The organism is Blautia sp. NSJ-140 (assembly GCF_022868965.1).
Classification (GTDB): domain Bacteria; phylum Bacillota; class Clostridia; order Lachnospirales; family Lachnospiraceae; genus Blautia_A.
Genome location: NZ_JALIFS010000018.1, coordinates 18,648 through 41,455, shown reverse-complemented (window position 1 = coordinate 41,455; position 22,808 = coordinate 18,648). Strand labels below are relative to the sequence as shown.

At 46.8% G+C, this 22,808-nt stretch carries 22 protein-coding genes and 2 pseudogenes; 20 read left to right on the top strand and 4 right to left on the bottom strand.

Features of this window, described 5'->3' with window-relative positions; all coding sequences use genetic code 11:
• The first annotated feature begins 246 nt into the window (after nucleotides 1-246).
• Nucleotides 247-1,377 carry a glycerate kinase family protein gene (locus MUB50_RS16165; protein ID WP_118514230.1) on the top strand — a complete coding sequence of 377 codons (1,131 nt, stop codon included), beginning with the start codon at nucleotides 247-249 and terminating at the stop codon, nucleotides 1,375-1,377.
• Nucleotides 1,378-1,510: 133 nt separating this feature from the next.
• On the opposite strand, the gene MUB50_RS16160 is transcribed toward MUB50_RS16165, so the two are convergent.
• Nucleotides 1,511-3,304, bottom strand: coding sequence for a flavin reductase (locus tag MUB50_RS16160; protein WP_118514127.1), 1,794 nt, complete (start codon nucleotides 3,302-3,304; stop codon nucleotides 1,511-1,513).
• Between the two features lie 290 nt (nucleotides 3,305-3,594).
• On the opposite strand from MUB50_RS16160, the gene MUB50_RS16155 reads away from it, so the two are divergent.
• The 14 genes and pseudogenes from MUB50_RS16155 to MUB50_RS16090 all read left to right on the top strand — a co-directional run bounded on the left by MUB50_RS16155 (nucleotide 3,595) and on the right by MUB50_RS16090 (nucleotide 15,364).
• Entirely contained in the window at nucleotides 3,595-4,233 is a 639-nt protein-coding gene (locus MUB50_RS16155; protein ID WP_110102719.1) for a Crp/Fnr family transcriptional regulator, read from the top strand.
• Nucleotides 4,234-4,243: 10 nt separating this feature from the next.
• Nucleotides 4,244-4,345: pseudogene (locus tag MUB50_RS16150) on the top strand (GNAT family N-acetyltransferase); the annotation flags it as partial.
• A 23-nt stretch (nucleotides 4,346-4,368) separates the two neighbouring features.
• Nucleotides 4,369-4,935, top strand: a complete 567-nt coding sequence (locus tag MUB50_RS16145; protein WP_110102720.1) for a class I SAM-dependent methyltransferase — start codon at nucleotides 4,369-4,371, stop codon at nucleotides 4,933-4,935.
• Nucleotides 4,936-4,991: 56 nt separating this feature from the next.
• Nucleotides 4,992-5,264 carry a DUF1294 domain-containing protein gene (locus MUB50_RS16140; RefSeq protein ID WP_022427174.1) on the top strand — a complete coding sequence of 91 codons (273 nt, stop codon included), beginning with the start codon at nucleotides 4,992-4,994 and terminating at the stop codon, nucleotides 5,262-5,264.
• Between the two features lie 276 nt (nucleotides 5,265-5,540).
• Nucleotides 5,541-6,506 (top strand): beta-ketoacyl-ACP synthase III, encoded by a 966-nt coding sequence (locus MUB50_RS16135; RefSeq protein WP_118626066.1) that lies wholly within the window; start codon nucleotides 5,541-5,543, stop codon nucleotides 6,504-6,506.
• 92 nt (nucleotides 6,507-6,598) lie between these two features.
• The gene (fabK, locus tag MUB50_RS16130; RefSeq protein WP_110102723.1) at nucleotides 6,599-7,543 is read left to right on the top strand and encodes an enoyl-[acyl-carrier-protein] reductase FabK; all 945 of its coding nucleotides are present in this window, start codon (nucleotides 6,599-6,601) and stop codon (nucleotides 7,541-7,543) included.
• A 3-nt stretch (nucleotides 7,544-7,546) separates the two neighbouring features.
• Nucleotides 7,547-8,467, top strand: coding sequence for an ACP S-malonyltransferase (gene fabD, locus MUB50_RS16125; RefSeq protein WP_118626064.1), 921 nt, complete (start codon nucleotides 7,547-7,549; stop codon nucleotides 8,465-8,467).
• 116 nt (nucleotides 8,468-8,583) lie between these two features.
• Entirely contained in the window at nucleotides 8,584-9,324 is a 741-nt protein-coding gene (gene fabG, locus MUB50_RS16120) for a 3-oxoacyl-[acyl-carrier-protein] reductase (RefSeq protein WP_118514116.1), read from the top strand.
• Nucleotides 9,325-9,356: 32 nt separating this feature from the next.
• A complete protein-coding gene (fabF, locus tag MUB50_RS16115; RefSeq protein ID WP_244802549.1) occupies nucleotides 9,357-10,598 on the top strand; it encodes a beta-ketoacyl-ACP synthase II in 1,242 nt (413 codons plus the stop codon).
• Nucleotides 10,599-10,602: 4 nt separating this feature from the next.
• Nucleotides 10,603-11,184, top strand: coding sequence for an acetyl-CoA carboxylase biotin carboxyl carrier protein (gene accB / locus MUB50_RS16110; protein WP_118368501.1), 582 nt, complete (start codon nucleotides 10,603-10,605; stop codon nucleotides 11,182-11,184).
• A gap of 57 nt (nucleotides 11,185-11,241) precedes the next feature.
• Nucleotides 11,242-11,670 (top strand): 3-hydroxyacyl-ACP dehydratase FabZ, encoded by a 429-nt coding sequence (gene fabZ, locus MUB50_RS16105; RefSeq protein ID WP_015525544.1) that lies wholly within the window; start codon nucleotides 11,242-11,244, stop codon nucleotides 11,668-11,670.
• Nucleotides 11,671-11,679: 9 nt separating this feature from the next.
• The gene (locus MUB50_RS16100; RefSeq protein WP_015525545.1) at nucleotides 11,680-13,044 is read left to right on the top strand and encodes an acetyl-CoA carboxylase biotin carboxylase subunit; all 1,365 of its coding nucleotides are present in this window, start codon (nucleotides 11,680-11,682) and stop codon (nucleotides 13,042-13,044) included.
• A complete protein-coding gene (locus MUB50_RS16095; RefSeq protein WP_118626062.1) occupies nucleotides 13,034-14,788 on the top strand; it encodes an acetyl-CoA carboxylase carboxyltransferase subunit alpha in 1,755 nt (584 codons plus the stop codon). The genes MUB50_RS16100 and MUB50_RS16095 overlap by 11 nt, the downstream gene beginning before the upstream one ends.
• A 135-nt stretch (nucleotides 14,789-14,923) precedes the next feature.
• Nucleotides 14,924-15,364 (top strand): MarR family winged helix-turn-helix transcriptional regulator, encoded by a 441-nt coding sequence (locus MUB50_RS16090; protein ID WP_022427168.1) that lies wholly within the window; start codon nucleotides 14,924-14,926, stop codon nucleotides 15,362-15,364.
• A 141-nt stretch (nucleotides 15,365-15,505) separates the two neighbouring features.
• On the opposite strand, the gene MUB50_RS16085 is transcribed toward MUB50_RS16090, so the two are convergent.
• The gene (locus tag MUB50_RS16085; protein WP_118626060.1) at nucleotides 15,506-15,784 is read right to left on the bottom strand and encodes a type II toxin-antitoxin system HicB family antitoxin; all 279 of its coding nucleotides are present in this window, start codon (nucleotides 15,782-15,784) and stop codon (nucleotides 15,506-15,508) included.
• A gap of 453 nt (nucleotides 15,785-16,237) precedes the next feature.
• Here MUB50_RS16085 and MUB50_RS16080 point away from each other — a divergent pair, with 453 nt between their 5' ends.
• The 5 genes and pseudogenes from MUB50_RS16080 (at nucleotide 16,238) to MUB50_RS16060 (ending at nucleotide 21,317) form a co-directional block, all read left to right on the top strand.
• Entirely contained in the window at nucleotides 16,238-16,681 is a 444-nt protein-coding gene (locus tag MUB50_RS16080) for an HD domain-containing protein (protein ID WP_118607863.1), read from the top strand.
• A 293-nt stretch (nucleotides 16,682-16,974) separates the two neighbouring features.
• Nucleotides 16,975-17,428, top strand: a pseudogene (locus tag MUB50_RS17300) (helix-turn-helix domain-containing protein).
• Nucleotides 17,425-18,231 carry a DNA-3-methyladenine glycosylase family protein gene (locus tag MUB50_RS16070; RefSeq protein ID WP_244791683.1) on the top strand — a complete coding sequence of 269 codons (807 nt, stop codon included), beginning with the start codon at nucleotides 17,425-17,427 and terminating at the stop codon, nucleotides 18,229-18,231. Before MUB50_RS17300 ends, MUB50_RS16070 begins: the two are co-directional and overlap by 4 nt.
• Before the next feature lie 19 nt (nucleotides 18,232-18,250).
• Entirely contained in the window at nucleotides 18,251-19,540 is a 1,290-nt protein-coding gene (locus MUB50_RS16065) for an alpha/beta hydrolase (RefSeq protein WP_330637579.1), read from the top strand.
• Nucleotides 19,506-21,317 carry a DUF6320 domain-containing protein gene (locus tag MUB50_RS16060; RefSeq protein ID WP_244791681.1) on the top strand — a complete coding sequence of 604 codons (1,812 nt, stop codon included), beginning with the start codon at nucleotides 19,506-19,508 and terminating at the stop codon, nucleotides 21,315-21,317. Before MUB50_RS16065 ends, MUB50_RS16060 begins: the two co-directional genes overlap by 35 nt.
• 209 nt (nucleotides 21,318-21,526) lie before the next feature.
• On the opposite strand, the gene MUB50_RS16055 is transcribed toward MUB50_RS16060, so the two are convergent.
• On the bottom strand, nucleotides 21,527-22,060 hold the full coding sequence (locus tag MUB50_RS16055; protein WP_118514100.1) for a DUF3877 family protein: 534 nt from the start codon (nucleotides 22,058-22,060) through the stop codon (nucleotides 21,527-21,529).
• Nucleotides 22,061-22,107: 47 nt separating this feature from the next.
• Nucleotides 22,108-22,743, bottom strand: a complete 636-nt coding sequence (locus MUB50_RS16050) for an endonuclease III domain-containing protein (protein ID WP_022427162.1) — start codon at nucleotides 22,741-22,743, stop codon at nucleotides 22,108-22,110.
• Between the last annotated feature and the right edge of the window lie 65 nt (nucleotides 22,744-22,808).

Sequence of the window (22,808 nt, the reverse complement as noted above, 5' to 3'; positions counted from 1 at the left end):
TAAACGAAATGAGAATACAGGATCTACCGGGTGCTTTCTTTTGGTCAGTATATCATATATGTTTTATGAATTCAATTTGAGCATGTTATTTATAACAAAAAATATAAAAAATAAAGAAAAAATATAGTATACATAATATATACATCCATGCTTAATTTTATTATGATTAAAAACAGAAGCAAGCTTGAATGGAACGGAGAGTACGGATATCAGGTTTACATAAAAATCATACAGGAGGAAAATAAAATGAAGGTAGTAACAGCGATCGATTCTTTTAAGGGCAGTATGACATCCATGGAGGCAGGCTTTGCAGCCGCTGAAGGTATCCATCGTGTGGATGCGGACGCAGAAGTTCAGGTAAGACCACTGGCAGACGGTGGAGAGGGGACCGTGGAAGCCCTTGTTGCAGGAATGAACGGAAAAACAGAGTATGTAAAGGTTACAGGGCCTCTTGGCGAGCCGGTGATCTGTGAGTATGGCATCATCGAAAGCACAAAGACTGCAGTGATCGAAATGGCCGGTGCAGCAGGGATCACGCAGGTACCGGACGAAAAAAGAAATCCTCTTTATACCACAACCTACGGTGTCGGTGAGGTGATCAGGGACGCCATCGAAAAAGGCTGCCGCAGATTTATTGTGGGCATCGGCGGAAGCGCCACCAATGACGGTGGTGTGGGAATGCTTCAGGCACTTGGCTATGCATTTCTGGACAAAGACGGAAAGCAGGTCCTTCCGGGAGCAAGAGGCCTGAAAGACATCACAGAGATCACAGATGCCTATGTGATCCCGGAGCTTGCAGAATGTAAATTCCGTGTTGCCTGCGATGTCACAAATCCTCTTTGCGGAGAGCTTGGATGCAGTGCCATCTACGGACCGCAGAAGGGTGCTACACCGGAGATGATCCAGGACATGGATCAGTGGCTGGGTGCCTACGCAGAGCTTGCAAAGGAGCGTTTTCCGAAAGCAGATCCAAAGTATCCGGGAACAGGTGCCGCCGGCGGAATGGGATTTGCATTCCTGACCTTTACCGATGCAGTTCTGGAATCCGGGATCAATATCGTGCTGGATGAGACAAAACTTGAGGACTACATCAAAGACGCGGATTTTGTGATCACAGGTGAGGGACGCATGGATGGACAGACAGCCATGGGAAAAGCGCCGGTAGGTGTTGCAAAGCTTGCAAAGAAATATGGAAAAAAAGTGATCGCCTTTGCAGGTGCCGTACAGCGTGACGCAAGAGCCTGCAACGATGCAGGAATCGATGCCTTTTTCCCGATCATCCGTGGAGTGGTAACTCTGGAGGAGGCCATGAAAAATGAGAATGCAAAGCAGAATCTGGCAGATACTGCAGAGCAGGTTATCAGACTGATGAAATAAAAGATATTGAAGAGAACGATACCGCAAAAAGACAGGCCATTCAAAGACCTGTCTTTTGCAGTTTATAAGGTTTATAATTTGTAAAAACAAGGGAGTTGTAACCGGATAAGATCAGCTGATCCGGATTTTTGCCTTATCCTTCGATCGGCTCAAAATCCACAGCGCCATGCTTGCACAGCGGGCAGATGATATCTTCAGGAAGTTCATCGCCTTCATAGATGTATCCGCAGACTTTACATACCCAGCCTTTTTTGCCCTCGGTCTGTGGCTTTGGCTTTACATGTTTCTGGTAGTAGGTGTAAGTCATGGTATCCTGATCGCTCATGACGCGGGCCTCTGTGACGCTGCAGATGAACATTCCGTGAGTGCCGAGATCCACATAGTTTTCTACCTTCAGGGACATGAAAGCATTGATATATTTGTCCAGGAATACCAGGCCGTTGTCGGAGTGGTTTACTTTCTGGCCGGCAAATTTATCGGTGCTTCTGCCGGACTGGAAGCCGAACTGCTCAAAAACAGAGAACGGAGCATCTGTGGACAGGCAGTTTACGTTCATGATACCGGTCTGCTGAATCACGTGGTGAGAGTAGTTTGCCTTGTTGATGTTGACAGCTACGCGATATGGGTTGTCGGTAAGCTGTGTAACGGTATTGACGATCAGACCGTTGTCCTTTTTGCCATCGTTGGAGGTTACCACATAGAGGCCGTAACCGATGCGGAACAGAGCGGTCATATCATTTTTGTTGGCAAGATCATCGCTTTTTGCAATGTATTCCTGGCAGAGCTCATCAGCCATAGCTTCCATCTGTCTGCGGTTTTCTTCGTTTACTGCAGACATGATCTTAACTGTGGTATTCAGCCAGTTGATCTTTTTGCATTTGGAAAGCATTTCTTTCATGACCTTCGCTGCCAGCGGTGCCCAGCTTCCGTTTTCAATCAGTCCTACAGTGCGGTTCTGGAAGTTGTGCTCTGCCAGACGGGTAATAAAGTCGTTCATAAACGGATAGATACCTGCATTATATGTGGTGGTTGCGAGAACCAGCTTGGAGTAACGGAAAGCATCGCTCAGTGCCTGGGACATATCATCTCTTGCAAGGTCATAGATCAGAACACGCGGACATCCTTTGGCATGGAATTTATCGGCAAGCTGTGCGACTGCTGTTCTTGTGTGGCCGTAAACGGAAGTGTAGGCGATCACGATTCCGTCATCCTCCGGTGTATAGGAAGACCAGGTATCATAGAGACTGATATAATGTCCAAGATCTTCAGTAAGAACCGGTCCGTGGAGCGGGCAGATGGTCTGGATATCCAGAGTTGCGGCTACTTTCAGAAGATTCTGCACCTGCACACCATATTTTCCAACGATGCCGATATAGTATCTTCTTGCCTCATCGTCCCATGGTTCATCTGCATCCAGGGCACCGAATTTTCCGAAGCCGTCTGCGGAAAAAAGAACCTTTTCTGTGCTGTCATAAGTGACCATAACCTCCGGCCAGTGAACCATCGGTGCAAATACAAAAGTCAGATTGTGTTTTCCAAGGGAAAGGGTTCCGCCGTTATCTACGATGATCTGATGACTTTCCAGATCCAGGTCAAAGAAATTCTGCATCATGGCGAAGGCTTTTTTGTTGGAAACAACGATGGTGTCCGGATAAGCCTTCAGGAAGTTTGCGATGTTGGCTGCATGATCCGGTTCCATATGCTGTACGATCAGATAATCCGGTTTCCGGTCACCCAGAACTTTCTGGATATTATCGAGCCATTCGTGAGTAAAATTTGCATCTACCGTATCCATAACCGCAATTTTTTCGTCCAGGATCACATAGGAGTTGTAGGACATGCCGTTCGGCACTTTGTACTGGCCTTCAAAAAGGTCAACCTGATGATCATTAACGCCTACATATTTGATGGTATCTGTGATTTTCATGAGCGATTCCTCTTTTCTTTCTATGGTGGATTTATTTATATGCTTCAGGTTTTGTTTGTTTCTTAACTTTGATAAAAATATAACAGAAATCGACAACAAAAACTGTTGCAAATACAACAAAACAGAAAAAAATTCCAGACTTTACATTTTTTTCGTGCTGGTATAAAATCAGAAACATGCAGCAAAATAAAATACGGATATCTGCTTTGAGAGTCCTCTTACATAGTCCTGGATGCAGAGAGAAAAGTACAGATATGCGGAAGATTATTTTGCCGGTGGGAGGAAAATTTATGGAGCATATCACTTTATTTACGGATATTTTGCCCGAAGAACAGGAAAGGATGCGTGTCTGCTTCAAAGTCCGGGAGAAAGTTTTTCAGAATGGAGAAACCATAATGGAATATTCCAGCTCCATGAAAAAGATCGGTCTGATCCAGGAGGGAAGAGCAGTTCTCTACTGCTGTGACGAGGATGGAAATGAGTATGTCATCGATGAATTGAATAAGGACAGTGTATTTGGCGAACCGTTTCTGCTTTCGTCAGATTCCCAGCATTATTATGTATGTGCCACTACCGTGACGAAAGTGCTGTTTATTGATTATGAGCATGTGATCAAGCGCTGTGAAAATGCCTGTCATCATCACAGCCAGATGGTCAGTAATCTGCTGCAGATGACGGCCCTTCGTTCCGGACAGCAGACAGATCGGATATACATGCTTTCACGATCCTCCACCAGGAAGAAGCTGATAGCCTATCTGCATTCTCTGGCTGCGGAAAAAAATGCCGGGAAATTCAAGCTGCCCATGTCCTATACTGCACTGGCCCAGTATTTAAGTGTGGACCGGAGTGCCATGATGCGGGAGATCAAAAATCTCTCGGATGAGGGTGTGATCCGAAGAGACGGACGGAATGTGGAGCTGCTTAAATAAAGAAGATCATCATGAGAGACTTGGATTTATCCAGCTTGGCGTGATCCCGAAGGGGTTCCGTATGAAGGACGGACATTATGAGGATATCTGTCCGTATTATCATGAACTGTAAGAGAATTTTGAAAGGATTTTTAAATGAAAAATCTTCAGATCACTGCATACACGCAGCATTTTATACGGCAGCAGGTCATGCCGGGAGACATTTGTATCGATGCAACAATGGGAAATGGCAATGACACGGCTCTGTTAAGCCAGCTTGCAGGAAAAAGGGGACGGGTTCTGGCTTTTGACATTCAGAAGCAGGCACTGGAACATACGGAGGAGCGCCTGAAAAGAGATAACTGTCCGGAAAATTATCAGCTTCTTCTGGAATCCCATGAGAATATGGATGTTTATGCAGAAGCAGAAACAGTGTCCTGCATCACCTTTAATCTGGGATATCTTCCCGGCGGAGACCATTCGGTGGCAACCAGAGCAGACAGCAGCAAAAGAGCGGTGGAAAGCGGACTTAAGCTTCTGAAAAAAGGCGGACTTATGACACTTTGCATTTACAGTGGCGGGGATACGGGATATCAGGAACGGGATGAGATGCTTGTGTTTATCCGTCAGCTGGATCCTCATAAATATCTGGTGATCCTGTCGGAATATGCAAACCGGCCCAATGATCCGCCCATACCGGTGCTGATCATCAAACTGCAATGAAGACATAAATCGGTTACTGTCCGAAATACAGGACACAGATCCTGGAGGGAGCTATCATGAATGATTACATATATTATTATCTGCTTGCAGTCAATATCCTGGCCTTTGTGCTTTTTGGAGTTGACAAGCAGAAAGCACGTCGTAATAAATGGCGGATCCCGGAGAAGACTCTGATCTTAAGTGCTGTCATCGGTGGCAGCGTCGGGGCGATCCTTGGCATGAGATTTTTTCACCACAAAACCCGAAAAGCCAGATTTGCAATTGGTGTACCGGTGATACTGCTGGTGCAGATTGGTGTGGTGTGCCTGGTACAGTGGGCGATGAAGTAAAATTATGAAGGCAATAACTATAAATGCAATAACCATAAATACAATACTTGTCTGAAAAAAACAAGACAGCTGTCACAGGACAGAGGAGAGACCAATACTCCACGCCTGGGCAGCTGTTATTTTTTTCATAAAAGGATGCTCAAAAATTCCTTCTTGACAAATACTTTTATGATGATATAATTTGATAATCAAAATATTTTAAGATAAAAGATAATTCAGAGAACAGCAGTACAGATTTATACAGACTGATTTAAGACAGATATCATGGAGAAAAATATGACAGGTAAAATATGCGGAACCGGTTCCTGGGCACCGGACAGAGTGTGGGATAACAACGATCTGGCAAAGATGGTGGAAACCAGTGATCAGTGGATCCGGGAAAGAACCGGTGTGGTACAGAGACATATTGCAAAAGAGGACGAAGATACTGTGACGATGGCAGCGGGGGCAGCATTAAGAGCTCTGGAAGACGCAGAAATGAAGGCAGAAGAGATCGATCTGATCCTTGTGGCAACCATTTCTCCAACAGAGATCATGCCCTGTGTGGCATGTGGGGTGCAGGAGCGGCTCGGAGCGGAAAATGCTACCTGCTTTGATCTGAACGGCGCCTGCACAGGATCTCTTCTGGCACTGAACACTGCGCAGGCATATCTGGCCCAGGGGATATACAGGAATGTCCTTGTGATCGGTGCGGAAAAGCTGTCCGGTTTAACGGACTGGACAGATCGCGGCACCTGCATTCTTTTCGGAGATGGTGCAGGAGCAGTCGTACTGAGAGCAGAAGAGGGTGGAAGCTATGCACAGGTAACCCATTCCATCGGAAAAAAAGGCGGTGCACTTACCTTACAGAGCAGAAATCAGATCCGCTATGAAAATGATCCGAAGGCAAAGGAAACCTACATACAGATGAACGGAAAGGAAGTGTTCAGCTTTGCCGTGAGCAAGGTACCGGAGGCTGTGAAGGAGCTTCTTTCCCGAGAGCAGGTTTCCTGTGAAGATATCAGTTATTATCTTCTCCATCAGGCAAATGAGCGGATCATCTGTTCCGCAGCAAGGAGGCTGGGCGAAGACATTTCCAAGTTCCCTATGAATATGGACAGATACGGCAATACTTCTTCCGCAAGTCTTCTTATCCTCCTGGATGAGATGAAAAAAAGCGGAAAACTGCAGCGTGGTGACAGACTGGTCCTTGCAGGCTTCGGCGGCGGACTGACGTATGGAGCAAGCCTGATCGAGTATTAAAGCCCCTGTTAATGGAATGTTGAAAATAAGAGTGGAACCAAATAAACCGCGGATGCTTTTATCCGCTTGATTTAATTTTCCGGAGGTAAAAGATGAAAACAAGAGTTACAGAATTACTTGGTATTGAATATCCCATCATCCAGGGCGGTATGGCCTGGGTGGCAGATCATCACATTGCGGCAGCAGTATCCGAGGCAGGCGGCCTGGGACTGATCGCAGCTGCAAATGCACCGGCAGAGTGGGTGCGTGAGCAGATCCGTGAGGCGAAAAAACTGACAGATAAACCTTTTGGTGTAAATATCATGCTGATGAGTCCGAGTGCCGATGAGGTTGCGAAGATCGTTGTAGAAGAAGGCATCAAGGTAGTAACAACCGGTGCCGGAAGCCCGGAAAAATACATGGAAGCATGGAAAGCTGCCGGAGTAAAGGTGATCCCGGTTGTTGCATCTGTAGCTCTTGCAAGAAGAATGGAGCGCTGTGGCGCAGATGCAGTGGTAGCAGAGGGAACCGAGTCCGGAGGACATATCGGTGAGACAACCACTATGGCGCTGGTACCGCAGGTCGTGGATGCAGTAAAGATCCCGGTAATTGCAGCAGGTGGAATTGCAGACGGTCGTGGGATCGCGGCAGCCTTTATGCTGGGTGCAGAAGCCGTACAGATGGGAACCCGATTTGTGGCAACAGAGGAATGTCATGTACATGAGAATTACAAACAGTTCCTTCTGAAAGCCAGAGATATCGACACAAGAGTAACCGGCCGTACCACAGGTCATCCGGTCCGTACCTTAAGAAACCCTATGACAAAGGAATATCTGGAGAAAGAAGCAGCAGGCGCATCCTTTGAGGAACTGGAAATGCTGACACTTGGTGGTCTCAGGAAGGCTGTTGTTGATGGCGATGTAAAAACCGGAAGCGTTATGTCCGGACAGATCGCAGGTATGGTAAAGGATGTACCGACCTGTAAGGAGCTGATGGCAAGACTGATCAGAGAGACAAAAGAGACTGTAAAGAAAAACAGCTTTCTTGTGGAGGAATAATAAATGGGAAAAACAGCATTCATCTTTCCGGGCCAGGGTGCACAGAAGGCCGGAATGGGAAAAGATTTTTATGAGAAATACGATACAGCAAAGGATGTTTTCGACTCTGCCGGCAAGTGGCTGGATTTGGATATGAAAGCACTTTGCTTTGAAGAAAATGACAGGCTTGACCTGACTGAATATACACAGGCTGCACTGGTCACCACCTGTCTTGCCATGGAGAAGGTGGTAGAGGAGATGGGACTTCACCCGGATGTAACTGCAGGATTAAGCCTTGGCGAGTACTGCGCTATTGAAGCTGCCGGCGGCATGGAACTGAAGGATGCTGTTACTACCGTGAGAAAAAGAGGAATCCTTATGGAGCAGGCAGTTCCGGCAGGTAAGGGAAGCATGGCAGCAGTTATGGGAATGGAGACAGAGAAGATCGAGGAAGTGCTTGCAGACATTGCAGATGTAAGTATTGCAAACTACAACTGTCCCGGCCAGATCGTGATCACAGGCCTTGCGGAAGCAGTTGAGGAAGCTTCTGAAAAGCTGAAGGCAGCCGGAGGAAGAAGAGTGATCCCGTTAAATGTCAGCGGACCGTTCCACTCCGCAATGCTTGCCACTGCAGGAAAAGAACTGGGAAAGGTTCTGGAGGGTGTCACACTTCATGAACTTAAAATCCCGTATGTGACAAACGTGACCGCAGAGTATGTGGAAGATCCGGCGGAAACAAAAGAACTTCTGGAAAAACAGATTTCTTCTTCCGTGCGCTGGCAGCAGAGTGTGGAAAATATGATCCGTCAGGGAGTAGATACATTTATTGAGATCGGACCGGGAAGAACCCTTGCCGGATTTATGAGAAAGATCGACAGAAATGTAAAAGTATATAACATCCAGACCGTAGAAGATGCAGAGAAGGTCTGCCGGGAACTGGTATAAATATTGGGAAAAACAGATAAAGAATCAAAAGTAAAGTAGGCATAGGGCAGCAGACAGAAATGCCAGGTAACAAATGCGGATCACGGACGACCGCATAACATCAGAAAGGAATTCATATGTCAGAGAAAAAAATCGCAGTCGTAACAGGCGGTGCACGTGGAATCGGGAAAGCCATCGCCCTGGAACTTGCAAAGGCAGGAAATCTTGTAGTGATCAATTATAACGGCTCAGAAGAAAAAGCCCGGGAAACAAAAGCAGAGATCGAGACAGCCGGTGGCCAGGCAGATATCCTGCAGTGCAATGTGGCAGATTTTGATGCATGTGAAGCTTTTTTTAAAGCCGTTGCAGAGAAATACGGACGTGTTGATATTCTGGTAAATAATGCCGGAGTTACGAAGGACGGACTTCTCATGAAAATGAGTGAGGAAGATTTTTCCAGAGTTGTTGACATCAATCTGAAAGGAACCTTCAACTGCATCCGTCATGTGTCCAGAATGATGCTGAAGCAGAGAAGCGGACGGATCATCAGCCTTTCATCGGTGGTAGGACTTCGTGGAAATGCAGGACAGGCCAATTATGCGGCATCCAAAGCCGGGATCATCGGTCTTACAAAATCCGCTGCAAAGGAGCTGGCATCCAGAGGAATCACGGTCAACGCCATTGCACCGGGATTTATCAAAACAGACATGACAGACGTGCTTTCTGACAAAGTAAAAGAAAATATTGCGGCATCTATCCCCATGGGAAGCATGGGAACAGCAGAAGACGTGGCAAAGGCAGCCGCATTTCTGGCATCAGACGGTGCACGTTACATCACAGGACAGGTACTTCGCGTAGACGGCGGAATGGCAATGTAAAGGAGGCTCCCCGGAGTCAGGAGGATAGATTGATGAAAAGACGAGTAGTAGTAACAGGACTTGGAGCAGTAACACCGATCGGAAATGATGTGGAAAGCTTCTGGGACGGAGTAAAAGAAGGAAAGGTGGGGATCGGACCGATCACCCGTTTTGATACGACCGGATACAAGGCAACATTGGCAGCAGAGCTTAAAGATTTTGTGGCAAAGGATCGCATGGATCCGAGAACTGCAAGAAGAATGGAGCCTTTTTCCCAGTATGCGGTAGCAGCTGCACTGGAAGCAGTGGAAAATTCCGGGCTTAAGATGGAAGAGGAAGATCCGTACATGGTAGGCGTTATCATCGGCTCCGGTGTGGGAAGTCTTCAGGCTACCGAGACCAATGAGAAGAAGCTTATGGAAAAAGGTCCTTCAAGAGTGGATCCGCTTCTTGTTCCGAAGATGATCACAAATATGGCAGCCGGAAATGTTTCTATCGCTACCGGCGCAAAAGGAAAATGCACCAACGTGGTAACGGCATGTGCGACAGGAACACATTGTATCGGAGATGCTTTCCGTGCCATTCAGTATGGTGATGCAGATGTAATGCTTGCCGGTGGTACAGAGGGAGCTGTCTGCCCTATCGGTATCGCGGGCTTTGCAAGTCTTACTGCACTGAGTACAAGTGAAGATCCGCTGCGTGCATCCATTCCGTTTGATAAAGACAGAGGCGGTTTTGTAATGGGCGAGGGTGCAGGTGTGGTTGTTCTGGAAGAATTGGAGCATGCCAAAAAGAGAAATGCCAATATCCTGGCAGAGGTTGTGGGATACGGTGCAACTGCAGATGCATTCCATATCACATCTCCGGCCGAGGACGGAAGCGGCGCCGCACGTGCTATGGAAAATGCCATGAAGGAAGCAGGTGTTGCACCGGCGCAGGTAGATTATATCAATGCACACGGAACCGGAACACATCACAATGATCTGTTTGAAACAAGAGCTATCAAGCTTGCGTTTAAGGACGCTGCCAAGGATGTAAAGATCAATTCCACAAAATCCATGGTGGGCCATCTTCTTGGCGCAGCAGGAGCTGTTGAGTTTATCGTATGCGTAAAATCCATTCTGGACGGATTTATCCATCAGACAGTGGGAACAACAGAAACAGAGGAGGAGCTTGATCTGAACTATATGATCGGCGCTCCGGCAAAACAGGAAGTTCGTTATGCAATGAGCAATTCCCTTGGATTTGGAGGACACAACGGAACATTGCTTGTAAAGAAGTATGAGGAGGACTGAAGCTATGGAATTTAACCAGATTCTTGAACTGATCGATCACGTATCTGCATCAGAGCTTACTGCCTTTACATATGAGACAGCAGATCTGACCTTAAGTATGGAGCATGGAAAGCCACAGATCATTCAGGGGGTTATAGGAGAAACTGTGGAAAACATTCCGGCAGTAGGAATGACCGGTGGAAAAGTCCGCAGGGCAGTGAATACAGCACCGGTGGCAGGCAAAGATCCTGTGGTACCGGCTTCAACAGATGAAATGGCAGTGACAGTGACAGGAAAAACTGTGGCAGAAGCACAGGGAGTGAAAGGTACTGAGCAGTCGGAAACCGTACCACAGAGCGGGGAAGATCAGACAGGCAGCCTGGTAACATCTCCGCTGGTAGGAACCTTCTATGCTGCACCGTCCCAGGATCTTCCGCCTTACGTTCAGGTGGGAGACAAGGTAAAAAAAGGCCAGGTTCTTGCAATCGTGGAAGCTATGAAGCTGATGAATGAGATCGAAAGTGATTTTGACGGCGAGATCGCAGAGATCTATGTGGAGAACGGACAGCCGGTAGAATACGGTCAGAAGCTTTTCCGTATCCGATAAGTACCTTCAGATCAGAATCAGAGAATAAGAAAAATTATTGTTTCAGGAGGATAGAGAATGAAGCATCTTGATGTAAAACAGATCGAGGAGATCATTCCACACAGACATCCGTTTCTGCTTGTGGACTATATTGAAGATTATGAGCCGGGTGAATTTGCTGTCGGATATAAATGTGTGACCTTCCGCGAGGATTTTTTTCGGGGACATTTTCCCCAGGAGCCGGTAATGCCGGGTGTTCTGATGGTAGAAGCGCTGGCACAGGTGGGTGCGGTAGCCATTCTTTCCCTGGAGGACATGAAGGGAAAAACCGCTTATTTCGGAGGCATCAACAAGTGTAAATTCCGCAGAAAGGTAGCTCCGGGAGACAAGCTCCGTCTTGAAACAAAGATCATCCGCAGAAAGGGTCCTGTAGGCATTGGTTCTGCAGTGGCATCTGTGGATGGCGAGGTTGCCGTAGAGGCTGAGCTTACATTTATGATCGGGTAAGGTGATTGTATGATTCGAAAGTTACTGATCGCCAACAGAGGCGAGATTGCGGTGCGTATTATCCGTGCCTGCAGAGAAATGGGAATTGCCACAGTGGCGGTTTATTCTGAGGCAGATGAGGAAAGCCTTCACACACAGCTGGCGGACGAAGCAATCTGTATCGGACCGGGACCATCTGCACAGAGCTATCTGAATATGGAACAGATCATCAGTGCAACCATGGTTTCCGGTGCGGATGCCATTCATCCGGGATTTGGTTTTCTTTCTGAAAATGCCAGATTTGCGGAGCTCTGTGAAAAATGCGGGATCACATTTGTGGGTCCGCCATCAAAGGTCATCCGTATGCTGGGCAACAAAAAAATTGCAAGAAGCACCATGATCGCAGCTGGTGTTCCGGTAGTTCCGGGCAGCGAAGGGGATGTGGAGGATATTGAAACCGGTCTTAAGGAAGCTGAGAGGATCGGTTATCCGGTGATCATCAAGGCAGCTCTTGGCGGCGGCGGAAAAGGCATGCGTGTGGCAAACACACCGGAGGAATTTCCGGAAGCCTATGCAACCGCCAGAAAAGAGTCTGAGATCGCTTTTGGCGACGGTACCATGTATATTGAACATTTCGTGGTAAATCCGAGACATATTGAGTTTCAGATCCTTGCAGACAGCTTCGGAAATGTGATCCATCTGGGAGAGCGTGACTGCTCTATCCAGAGAAATCATCAGAAGATGATCGAGGAATCTCCAAGTGCTGCAGTTTCTCCGGAATTAAGAGAAAAAATGGGGCATGCGGCGGTGACGGCGGCGAAAGCAGCCGGTTACGTAAATGCGGGAACGATCGAATTTCTTCTGGAACCGGATGGAAAATTCTGGTTTATGGAAATGAATACAAGGATCCAGGTGGAGCATCCGGTGACAGAGTGGGTAACAGGAATCGATCTTGTAAAGGAGCAGCTGAAGATCGCTTCCGGAATGCCTCTTGAGATCGCTCAGGAGGATGTCCGGATCCAGGGACACGCCATTGAGTGCAGGATCAATGCTGAAAATCCTCAGAAAAATTTCCGCCCTTCGCCGGGAACTATCCAGGGAGCGCATTTTCCGGGGGGAAACGGGATCCGTGTGGATACCTGTGTGTATAACGGCTGTAAGATCCCGCCTTATTATGATTCCATGCTTGCGAAGCTGATCGTTCATGCAGGTAACCGAAAAGAAGCCATTGCAAAAATGCAGAGTGCTCTTGGTGAGGTGATCATTGACGGAATCGATACAAATATTGACTATCAGTACGAAATCCTGAAAGATGAGGATTATCAGTCCGGAAACTTTGACACTGGCTTTCTTGCCAGCCATATCATTGCGGGAGTGAAGATCAATGAGAATTAAGCACATGTTCAAAAAAACAGTCAGGGATATCCGGGGTGAGGAACAGGAAAACATTCCGGAGGTGCCGGATAATCTGATGCGTAAATGCAACGCCTGCAAAGCGGCGGTTTTTGTAGACGAGGTAAAGCAGAATCAATACATCTGTCCCCACTGCGGAAATTATTTCCATGTACCCGCTTATCGTCGGATTAAACTGATCGCAGATAGAAAGAGCTTTGTGGAGTGGGATGCTCACATGGAAGAACAGAATCCCCTTCAGTACAGAGGCTACGAGGAAAAGCTTCAGGGGCTTCGTGAAAAGACAGGGCTTGATGAGGCTGTAGTTACCGGAAAGTGTACTATAAAAGGGACACCTGTGGCACTTGGTGTCTGTGACTGTCGTTTCATGATGTCCAGTATGGGAGAAGTCGTGGGGGAAAAGATCACGCGGGCTTTTGAACGTGCCACAGAGGAGAAGCTGCCGGTAATCCTCTATATCTGTTCCGGCGGTGCCAGAATGCAGGAGGGCCTGGTTTCCCTGATGCAGATGGCAAAAACCAGTATGGCCATCCGGAAGCACAGCGATGCCGGACTTCTTTATGTGCCGGTCCTCACAGACCCGACAACAGGCGGCGTGACGGCAAGCTTTGCTATGCTGGGAGATATTATCCTGGCAGAGCCGAAAGCGCTGATCGGTTTTGCAGGTCCCAGAGTGATCGAGCAGACCATCGGGCAAAAGCTTCCCAAAGGCTTCCAGAGAGCGGAATTTCTTCTGGAACACGGCTTTGTGGACAAGATCGTAAAGCGTGAGGAGCAGAGGATCGTATTGTCGGATATTCTGAGATTGCATCAGAACAAAGCCTTGAATAATGTACAGTCCGATAATACGGACATTAAAAACGGGCTCAATCCTGACAATCAGGAATCAATGGAAACTGTTGAGGAAGATATTAGGATCTGGCCGGACTTCGTCCCATCCGGAGATTTCACTCCCTGGGAACATGTCCAGCTTGCCAGAGCCAAAACACGCCCTACAGGAAAGGACTACATCGAAGCGCTTTTTGACGATTTCATGGAATTTCACGGAGACCGTCACTGCGGGGATGATCCGGCAGTGATCGGTGGTGTGGCATTTTTCCACGGACAGCCGGTAACTGTCCTTGTACAGGAAAAAGGAGAGGGTACAAAGGAAAACATTACCCGGAATTTCGGAATGGTATCTCCGGAGGGGTACTGGAAATCCCTGCGCCTGATGCAGCAGGCAGAGAAATTTCACCGTCCGGTGATCTGCCTTGTAGATACACCAGGCGCATTCTGCGGGCTGGAAGCTGAGGAACGTGGACAGGGTGAAGCCATTGCAAAAAATCTCTATACACTGGCAGGTCTCACAGTGCCGGTGCTTTCCGTTGTGATCGGTGAAGGCGGAAGCGGAGGTGCCCTTGCCTTGGCAGTGGCAGATGAGGTATGGATGCTGGAGCATTCCGTTTATTCCATCCTGTCCCCGGAGGGCTTTGCCTCCATTCTCTGGAAAGACAGCAAAAAGGCAAAGGAAGCAGCAGCAGTGATGAAGCTCACAGCTGCAGACCTTTACCAGATGGGGATGATCGAGCATGTGATTCCGGAAGCAGAGCCTGTAAGCCGTGAGAACATAAATGATATCGCAGGTTATCTGGAAAACGGAATTGCGGATTTTCTTGAGAAATATGGCGAAGAAGAGCCGGAGAAGCTTCTGGAACATCGCTATGAACGTTTCCGGAAAATGTAGAAGCAATAAGTGCAGTGATTTTGTAGCCCGCAAAGTAAAAATCCAGTGGAAAAAATGCCATATTTATGTTACGATGGCTTCATAAACAGAGAACCGGAGAAGCCTTTTTGCTCCGGAGAAACAGGAGCGGGTAGAGTGGACAATCGGGAAGTTATAAATGACGTGCTGGTGAATTTGTTCAATGAGATCCTCCGACTGGAGGAGGAAGCCATCATCACAGATAAATATAAAGATATTTCCAACAATGATATGCACATTATCGAGGCTGTAGGCCTTGGAGGGGGGAACATGTCCTCCATTGCAGCCAAGCTTAAGATCACTGTAGGCTCCCTCACAACATCTATGAACAGTCTTGTAAAAAAAGGCTATGTGAAGAGAGAACGAAGTGAGAAGGACCGGCGTGTGGTATTTATCCAGCTTACAAATAAGGGACGTATGGCATATCATCATCATGCGGAGTTTCACAGGCAGATGACAGAAGCGGTGATCGCAGAGTTGAATGAGAATGAGACAGAAGTGCTGGTAAAAGCACTGGACGGACTGCGTAAATTTTTCAGACAGTATCATGAACAATAAAGAAATGTATAATAAAAGCATCCGGATCGGTAATGAAGGACAATTACCGATCCGGATGCTTTTTGCATAACAGGCATTTTCGATCCGGACATTTATTGAAAATGATATTAAATGCCGCCTTTGTTTTTGTGATACGAGAGGTTATTCGTCCCAGCCATCCTGGAAGCGGATATTTACAGAGATATTGCGGACAACGTCTCCCTCCTGAAGCTCCAGATCGCTCTCATCGGAAACCGGAGGAAGCTTTCCCTCAAATTCCATAAGCTCTGTGTAGATCCAGTCGTATGCAGCTGCATTGGCATTTTCGATGGCATCATCCAGCGTGTCACCGTTGGCTTCACAGCAGGTAAGATCCGGGAAAAAAGCATTGTATTTTTTGTCCTCTGTGGGACGGAAAACTGCGGGATATATAAATTTCATAGGTAAGATTCCTTTCTTTTTTAAAATGAAGTGATCCGTGTAATACCACGAATATGAATAGTTTTACCTGACCAGGATAAGTATATACCAATTTCAGAATGAGGGCAAGCGAGTTCATGACCGAACGAAAGATCCAAATAAGGTCACTGTTCACTCCGTTCTCAGTAACACGCTTCGCGATGCACAGAATTTATGCTGATCGCATAAATTCGCGCGGTATGTCTCGGGTTTTCTGTGACCTTCGCTCACAAAAAACACCTCGCGGAACATTACCAGTGAAAAGTAACAAGAACAGCAGAGTTTTGAGGATATTATAATCAGAAAATTGTCGTATATAAGTAAAAATGATAGATATATAAAACTTTTTATCCTTGTGTATAGGAAATATAGATGCTATACTGTGTAATACAGAGTATGAACGGGGGTTCGAAAGACCTGACGGGAGGCACAGCTATGATTTATACAGCTTTGACGAAAAAAGCTATGAAGGTGGCATACGAGGCACATCATGGACAGACAGATCGAAGCGGGACACCTTATATCTTTCATCCATTTCATGTAGCGGAGCAAATGGATGATGAACTCAGTGTATGTACGGCACTTCTGCACGATGTGATAGAAGATACAGAAATCACATTTGAGGATCTTACCGGAGAATTTCCGGAAGAGGTTGTGGAGGCATTACGTTGTCTTACAAGAGATAAGAATAAGAATTATTTTGATTATATCCGGAATCTTCGGAAAAATCCGATCGCAAAAAAAGTGAAGCAGGCTGATCTGCTCCACAATTCTGATGTAACACGTCTTTCTGACTGCGAAAATATGTCTGCTGAACAGATATCACGGCTGCATGGAAGATATAAACGGGCTTTGGAGATACTTCATGATGCCAGGTGATATTATTTTCGCACAAGTCATTTATTGACCCTTATTCAGTTTTTTCATGCGCATGGTCCACACAAAATATCCGTGACCTCAGATATTATTGTGGATCTTCTTAGCGGAAGTATGGATTTCTTGCATTGATCTCCATGTAGCATTTGATCGCATATTTGATAAATTCTATGATTTTTTTCATTTTGTTTTCCTCCTCTTTTCTTTAACTTACAAATGCATTATAATAAACTCTCGGAAATATTACGTGCCAAAAACACAGAAAAAGTAGTCAAATATTGCGGAGAGAAAAATCTATGTTTCCAGTGTACGAAGAAAAAAAGAAGAATCTCCATATTCATCTGCGGACCTCAGCCCATGCTTCACCCCATCTTCATAACTCCATAGAGTTTATCTATATCACAGAGGGAACTCTGGAGCTTGGTATGGGACAGGAGCTTTATCATATGGAGGAGGGAGATGTCTCTGGATCGGATGGCCAGAGATCTGGGCATCAGCAGGTTCACATTGTCCAGAGTTTTTTCCGGAACCTTTCACCGGAATTTCAATCAGTTTCTCAATGAGCAGCGACTGAATTATGTGACGATCCATCTGGAATGTAGTGATGAAAGTATTACGGATATCTGTATGAATGCGGGATTTGAAAGTCAGAGGACTTTTAACCGGGTATTCCGGGAACGGTACCGGATGACACCAAGAGAATACAGGACATTATATAAGGAAAAATATTTACGAGAGGAACAGACATGATCACAGTAGAACTGGAACATTTCAGCCTTGATAAAATATGCGATTCCGGACAGTGTTTCCGGATGAAAAAGCTTGGAGACGGACATTTTTCCATGGTGGCGGGAGACCAGTATCTGGAAATGCATCAGAAAGACGGAGTGGTGGATTTTTGCTGCTCTCAGGAGGAGTTTATCTGTTACTGGGTGCTTTATTTTGATCTGGATACGGATTATGAAGCTTACATGAATGCGGCTAATCCACGGGATAAATATCTGGGTGCCGCAATAAAGGCAGGAGACGGGATACGGATATTAAGACAGGATCTCTGGGAAATGATCGTTACGTTTCTGATATCTCAGCAGAACAATATCAAGCGTATCCGCAAATGTATCGAAACCATCTGCCGGAAATACGGAGAGCGAAAAATTTCATCTGCAGGTGTGGAATACTACGCTTTTCCGACTGTAGAGGCGCTGAGTCAGGCAACGGAAGAGGAGTTAAGAGGATGCGGCCTGGGATACCGGGCAAAATATATCGCAGTAACGGCCAGGACCATTGCATCCGGCCAGATCTCTCTGGAAAAAATCTATAATATGCGTTACCATCAGGCAAAGAAGGAGCTGATGAAGCTCTGTGGTGTGGGAGAAAAGGTAGCTGAGTGTATCTGCCTGTTTGCACTGCATCATATGGATGCATTTCCCATAGATACCCACATCCGTCAGGTCATGGACGTGCATTACAAAAGAGGATTTCCCAACCGCAGATACAGAGGAATGCGTGGGATCATGCAGCAGTATATTTTTTACTATGACTTGTACTCATAGACTGCGGATGCTATCATAGGTGAAAATAAAGGAAAAATCCACGGAGGAAAAAGTAATCAGAAAATATTTACTGCGATTGAGACAACCACGTATAAAAAAGAAAGAAAACAGATATTATATCCGGGGCTATAAGGGAACGGAAGTGATCATCCGTACAGATCATGAGATTCTGAAGAGGATTGCCTACAGGCGTACCTGCGTGAAACAAGTCTGCATTCCTGGAAGATATGGAACAGAAACAAAATATATCTATACAAGAAAAGAAAACAGAAGAAGCCGCCCGGTCATAGTTCCGGGCATTCCGACCGGGAGAGAAACTGCTATGCCACGTGCCGTGCGGACAGTGCTCCATGCTCTTTCCTATGGCGGGATCGAAGTGGAGGCTTCCAGAAAGCTGGCAGATCTTAAGAAGATGGATCCTATGAGGATCTTTTACAGGACACTGGATGCGGAAGTTTATAACGGAGACTATAAAGTGCCGATCCGTCTGTTTTTTCCAACAGAAGAGGACATGGAAAACGGTGCCGCCTCCGGAAAGAAACCACCGGTGATCCTGTTTTTCCATGGTGGTGGCTGGGTTACGGAAAGTGTAGAGAATTATCAGCGGGTTTGTGCCAGAATGGCGCAGTCTACCGGTCAGATCGTGGCGTCTGTTGAATACAGGCTGGCACCGGAATACCGTTTCCCGGTGGGACTGATGGATTGTTATGCAGCTGCGAAGATTTTCTACACCAATCGTTTTCTTCTGAATACGGATCCGGATCGTATCACCATTATGGGAGATAGTGCAGGCGGAAATCTGGCAGCGGCTGTATGTATGATGGCCAGAGACCGCGGAGAATTTTTCCCGAAAAAACAGATCCTTATTTACCCGGCACTGAATAACTGTTATACGGAAGACTCTCCCTTTGAATCCGTAAAAACAAACGGAACCGGCTATCTTCTCACAGCAGAGAAGATGGAAGATTATCTGAAACTCTATGAGAGTTGTCCGGAAGACAGGAGGAATCCATATTTTGCGCCGATCCTGGAGAAGGATCTTCGAAATATGCCGGATACACTGATACTTACCGCTGAGTTCGATCCTCTTCGGGATGAAGGAGAGGCATTTGGTGAAAAGCTGAAGGAAGCGGGAAATCGTGTGGAAGTGCACAGGATCGCAGGTGCGTTTCACGGGTATTTTGCACTGGGAATCAAATTTCTGCATGTGCAGGAGAGCTTTGCATATGTGAATCGTTTTCTGGAAGCAGAAGAACAGGAAGAAGGAAAGCATCATGAAGAACGAATATGCACAGTGGAGAAAACTTGACAACGCAGCGCTGGCGTTCCCGGCGGTGACAGGAAAGAATGATACCAGGGTATTTCGTTTTTACTGTGAACTGAAAGAAGAGATAAAAGAAGAAACACTGCAGGAAGCCCTGGAGAGGACACTGGAAAAATATCCTCTTTTCCGTGCAGTTTTAAGAAAGGGACTGTTCTGGTTTTATCTGGAGAGACGTGATATTCCGGCAGTGGTAAAGAAAGAAGCAGGTGCACCCTGCAGCGGACTTTATATTCCGGACAAAAAAACGCTTCTTTTTCGGGTGAGCTACTATAAGAACAGGATCAACTTCGAGGTATTTCATGCGCTGACGGATGGAACGGGAGCCATGCATTTTCTGATGGAGCTGGTGAAAAATTATCTTCAGGAGACGCACCCATCCGCAGAGCTCCCGGAGCTTTTTCCGGATGAGAACATTACGGGCAGGGATATGGAGGAGGACAGTTTTTCTCAGTATTATTCCTCCGATGCGCCAAGAAAGAGAGAGTCCAAGAAGCCTGCCTTCCAGCTAAAAGGTGAGAAGCTCAGGCAGGAAGATATGAGTATTACGGAAGTCTGTATTCCGGTAAAAGAGATCCACGCCCGTGCAAAAGCGGCCGGTGTGTCGATCACGGTTTTTCTTACGGCAGCGCTTATCTGGGCGATCCATGAAGAAGTGCCTCAGAATCAGGCGAAAAAGCCCATTGGTCTGATGATCCCGGTAAATCTGAGAAATTATTTTCCATCCCGGTCTATGGCAAATTTTTTCGGATGGATTGAGATCAGCTGTTATTTTCAGTCTGATACAGCCTTTGAGGATATTTTGAAATCCGTAAAGGAGCAGTTTGCAAAGGAACTGAGTAAGGACGTGATCGAAGCAAAGCTTAATGATCTGGTAAGCCTGGAGAAGAATCCGATCCTGCGTCTGGTACCACTGGAGATCAAAACCCCGTTTCTTCTTGCCGGGACGACCCTGGGAGGAAGGTCAATCACGGCGATCTATTCCAATGTGGGGATCATCCGGATGCCGGAGGAATATCGGAAATATATTCAGAGATTCGGACTTTTTGCAAGCACGGATAGTCTGCAGCTGTGTTCCTGTTCTTTTGGTGATGAGATGGTTTTAAGTTTTACGTCCAAGATCCCCAATGGAAATATTGAGCGGAATTTTGTGGAGAGACTGAAAAATGAGCAGGTGTCCTGTACAATTCGGGAGAATGATCTTCCGGGACAGAAAGAGGAGCAGAAGCAGCAGATGAAGCTTTTTGAAAGCTTTACATTTCTGTGTATTGTGCTGGCTGTGGTATGCAATCTGATCGATTATCTGCTGGATGGTCATATAGGCTGGGCCTGGTTTGTGACTGCAGGGGCGTTCTGCACCTGGCTGATGGTTTCAGTGGCTTATGTGAAGCGGAGGAATCTTCTGAAGAATGAGATGTGGCAGCTGGTGATCGCAGCTGTTGCAGGAGTGCTTTGGGATGTGTTTACCGGCTGGCGTGGCTGGTCTGTGGATTATCTGCTTCCTCTGGCTGCGCTTGCTGTGATCTGCTCCATGTGGGTGATCACTGCGGTACAGAAGCTGGAGGTGGCGGAGTATATGATCTATCTTCTGGAAGCAGGAGCTTTCGGAGGAGTGATTCCTGTGATCCTGTTGGCTGCCGGTGTGGTGACGGTGCTGTATCCGTCGCTGATCTGCATATGCGTCAGTTTCCTGATGCTGGTATGGCTGTTTCTGTTTAAGAGGAAAGATATGGTGCGGGAGATGCAGAAGAAGTTCCGGGCATAGAAAATAAAAACAACCGTCGATCTGCAGAGGATTTTTTGAACGCAGATCGCGAAGCGACTGCGTTCATGAGCAAGTAGCGAAGCGGATTGCGAATGTCCGCTTTACGATCTGTCTGCAGACCGGCGGTTTTTTGATCAAATCCAGGAAGTCTCCTGCAGGGTTGCGAAAAGCGATAAGCAGTGGGTGGAAACTTGTCCGGTGTTCTAAGATCAGAATCCGAAATCTTCATAGTCCTCCGGTGTAAACTTATGATAGATCATATGCTCACCCTCCAGGGACAGACAATACCGGTAGTCATCTGGGATCCCGTCTTCGAAATATACAAGATAATCAAATCCGGTTCCGGTTGTTTTTTCTACGTGTACATGGTCGGAATAAGCGTGAAAAACGTCCATCACTTCATCCAGAGTACAGCCATGACGGGCAACTGTGCCTATAAAGCGTACCAGAAATTCACTTGGCTTTCGGTTTTCGTGAACGTAGTCCGAGGCCTGAGGCGGCAGGGTGATGCAGAAACGTCCGTTTTTGGAAGAAGCTGTTACCTTTCCAAGACGGTCACAGGCATAATCTGAGAATTCTTCCATTGCATGCTGCATTTCTTCTTCCGTAAGCTCTGTGCCAAGAAGGCGGTTCAGAGACTGCAGCGGATAATAAAAACGGGTGACTCCGCTCATGTATCCGATCTTTACCTGTTGTTCCTGGATCATGTCCAGGAGATTATTTTCCAGTTTTTTGAAATTCATTATGTTTTTCCTTTCCGGGGTCTGAAGGTTTATTGAACTGCATACATTCAAATCCCATTTTTTTCGCAGATATCATTGAGACAGCAGCGGTCACAGTAAGGTTTTGTCCGCGCTGTACAGACTTCTCTTCCATGATTGACAAGACGGTGGCAGAGATCATTGCCTTCTTCCGGAGGGATGATCTTCCAGAGAGCCATTTCCACCTTTTTCGGATCCTTCATGTCATGGACAAGGCCGATGCGGTTGGAAAGGCGGATACAGTGAGTATCTGTTACAATGGCAGGCTTGCCGAATACGTCACCCATGATCAGGTTTGCGCTTTTTCGGCCCACACCGGGAAGCTTCAGAAGTGCGTTAAAGTCTTCCGGTACCTTGTCGTGATACTGTTCGTGGAGAATGCGCATACAGGCGCTGATATCCCGGGCTTTGCTTTTTCCAAGGCCGCAGGGACGTACAATGGCTTCGATCGCTTCCGGCTCTGCAGCTGCCAGGGCTGCCACATCCGGGTATTTTGCATAGAGATCCTGAACTACTACATTGACTCGGGCATCGGTACACTGAGCTGCCAGACGGACACTTACAAGAAGCTTCCAGGCATCATCATAATCCAGTGTACAGTCTGCATCAGGATATTCCTTTTTTAAACGGCTGATAACTTCATAGGCCAGTTCCTGTGTTGTCATTTGTATATGAACCATCCTTTCAATTTCGGTTATATTACTGAACTACTACAGCCAGGATGATACCA

Coding starts and splice junctions, on each gene's coding strand:
- MUB50_RS16145 (WP_110102720.1), top strand. CDS start 4,369: ATGAAAAATCTTCAGATCACTGCATACACGCAGCATTTTATACGGCAG.
- MUB50_RS16095 (WP_118626062.1), top strand. CDS start 13,034: ATGAGAATTAAGCACATGTTCAAAAAAACAGTCAGGGATATCCGGGGT.
- MUB50_RS16085 (WP_118626060.1), bottom strand. CDS start 15,784: ATGAAATTTATATATCCCGCAGTTTTCCGTCCCACAGAGGACAAAAAA.
- fabG (WP_118514116.1), top strand. CDS start 8,584: ATGTCAGAGAAAAAAATCGCAGTCGTAACAGGCGGTGCACGTGGAATC.
- MUB50_RS16155 (WP_110102719.1), top strand. CDS start 3,595: ATGGAGCATATCACTTTATTTACGGATATTTTGCCCGAAGAACAGGAA.
- MUB50_RS16140 (WP_022427174.1), top strand. CDS start 4,992: ATGAATGATTACATATATTATTATCTGCTTGCAGTCAATATCCTGGCC.
- MUB50_RS16100 (WP_015525545.1), top strand. CDS start 11,680: ATGATTCGAAAGTTACTGATCGCCAACAGAGGCGAGATTGCGGTGCGT.
- MUB50_RS16135 (WP_118626066.1), top strand. CDS start 5,541: ATGACAGGTAAAATATGCGGAACCGGTTCCTGGGCACCGGACAGAGTG.
- fabD (WP_118626064.1), top strand. CDS start 7,547: ATGGGAAAAACAGCATTCATCTTTCCGGGCCAGGGTGCACAGAAGGCC.
- accB (WP_118368501.1), top strand. CDS start 10,603: ATGGAATTTAACCAGATTCTTGAACTGATCGATCACGTATCTGCATCA.
- fabF (WP_244802549.1), top strand. CDS start 9,357: ATGAAAAGACGAGTAGTAGTAACAGGACTTGGAGCAGTAACACCGATC.
- MUB50_RS16060 (WP_244791681.1), top strand. CDS start 19,506: ATGAAGAACGAATATGCACAGTGGAGAAAACTTGACAACGCAGCGCTG.
- MUB50_RS16165 (WP_118514230.1), top strand. CDS start 247: ATGAAGGTAGTAACAGCGATCGATTCTTTTAAGGGCAGTATGACATCC.
- MUB50_RS16055 (WP_118514100.1), bottom strand. CDS start 22,060: ATGAATTTCAAAAAACTGGAAAATAATCTCCTGGACATGATCCAGGAA.
- MUB50_RS16160 (WP_118514127.1), bottom strand. CDS start 3,304: ATGAAAATCACAGATACCATCAAATATGTAGGCGTTAATGATCATCAG.
- MUB50_RS16070 (WP_244791683.1), top strand. CDS start 17,425: ATGATCACAGTAGAACTGGAACATTTCAGCCTTGATAAAATATGCGAT.
- MUB50_RS16050 (WP_022427162.1), bottom strand. CDS start 22,743: ATGACAACACAGGAACTGGCCTATGAAGTTATCAGCCGTTTAAAAAAG.
- fabK (WP_110102723.1), top strand. CDS start 6,599: ATGAAAACAAGAGTTACAGAATTACTTGGTATTGAATATCCCATCATC.
- fabZ (WP_015525544.1), top strand. CDS start 11,242: ATGAAGCATCTTGATGTAAAACAGATCGAGGAGATCATTCCACACAGA.
- MUB50_RS16080 (WP_118607863.1), top strand. CDS start 16,238: ATGATTTATACAGCTTTGACGAAAAAAGCTATGAAGGTGGCATACGAG.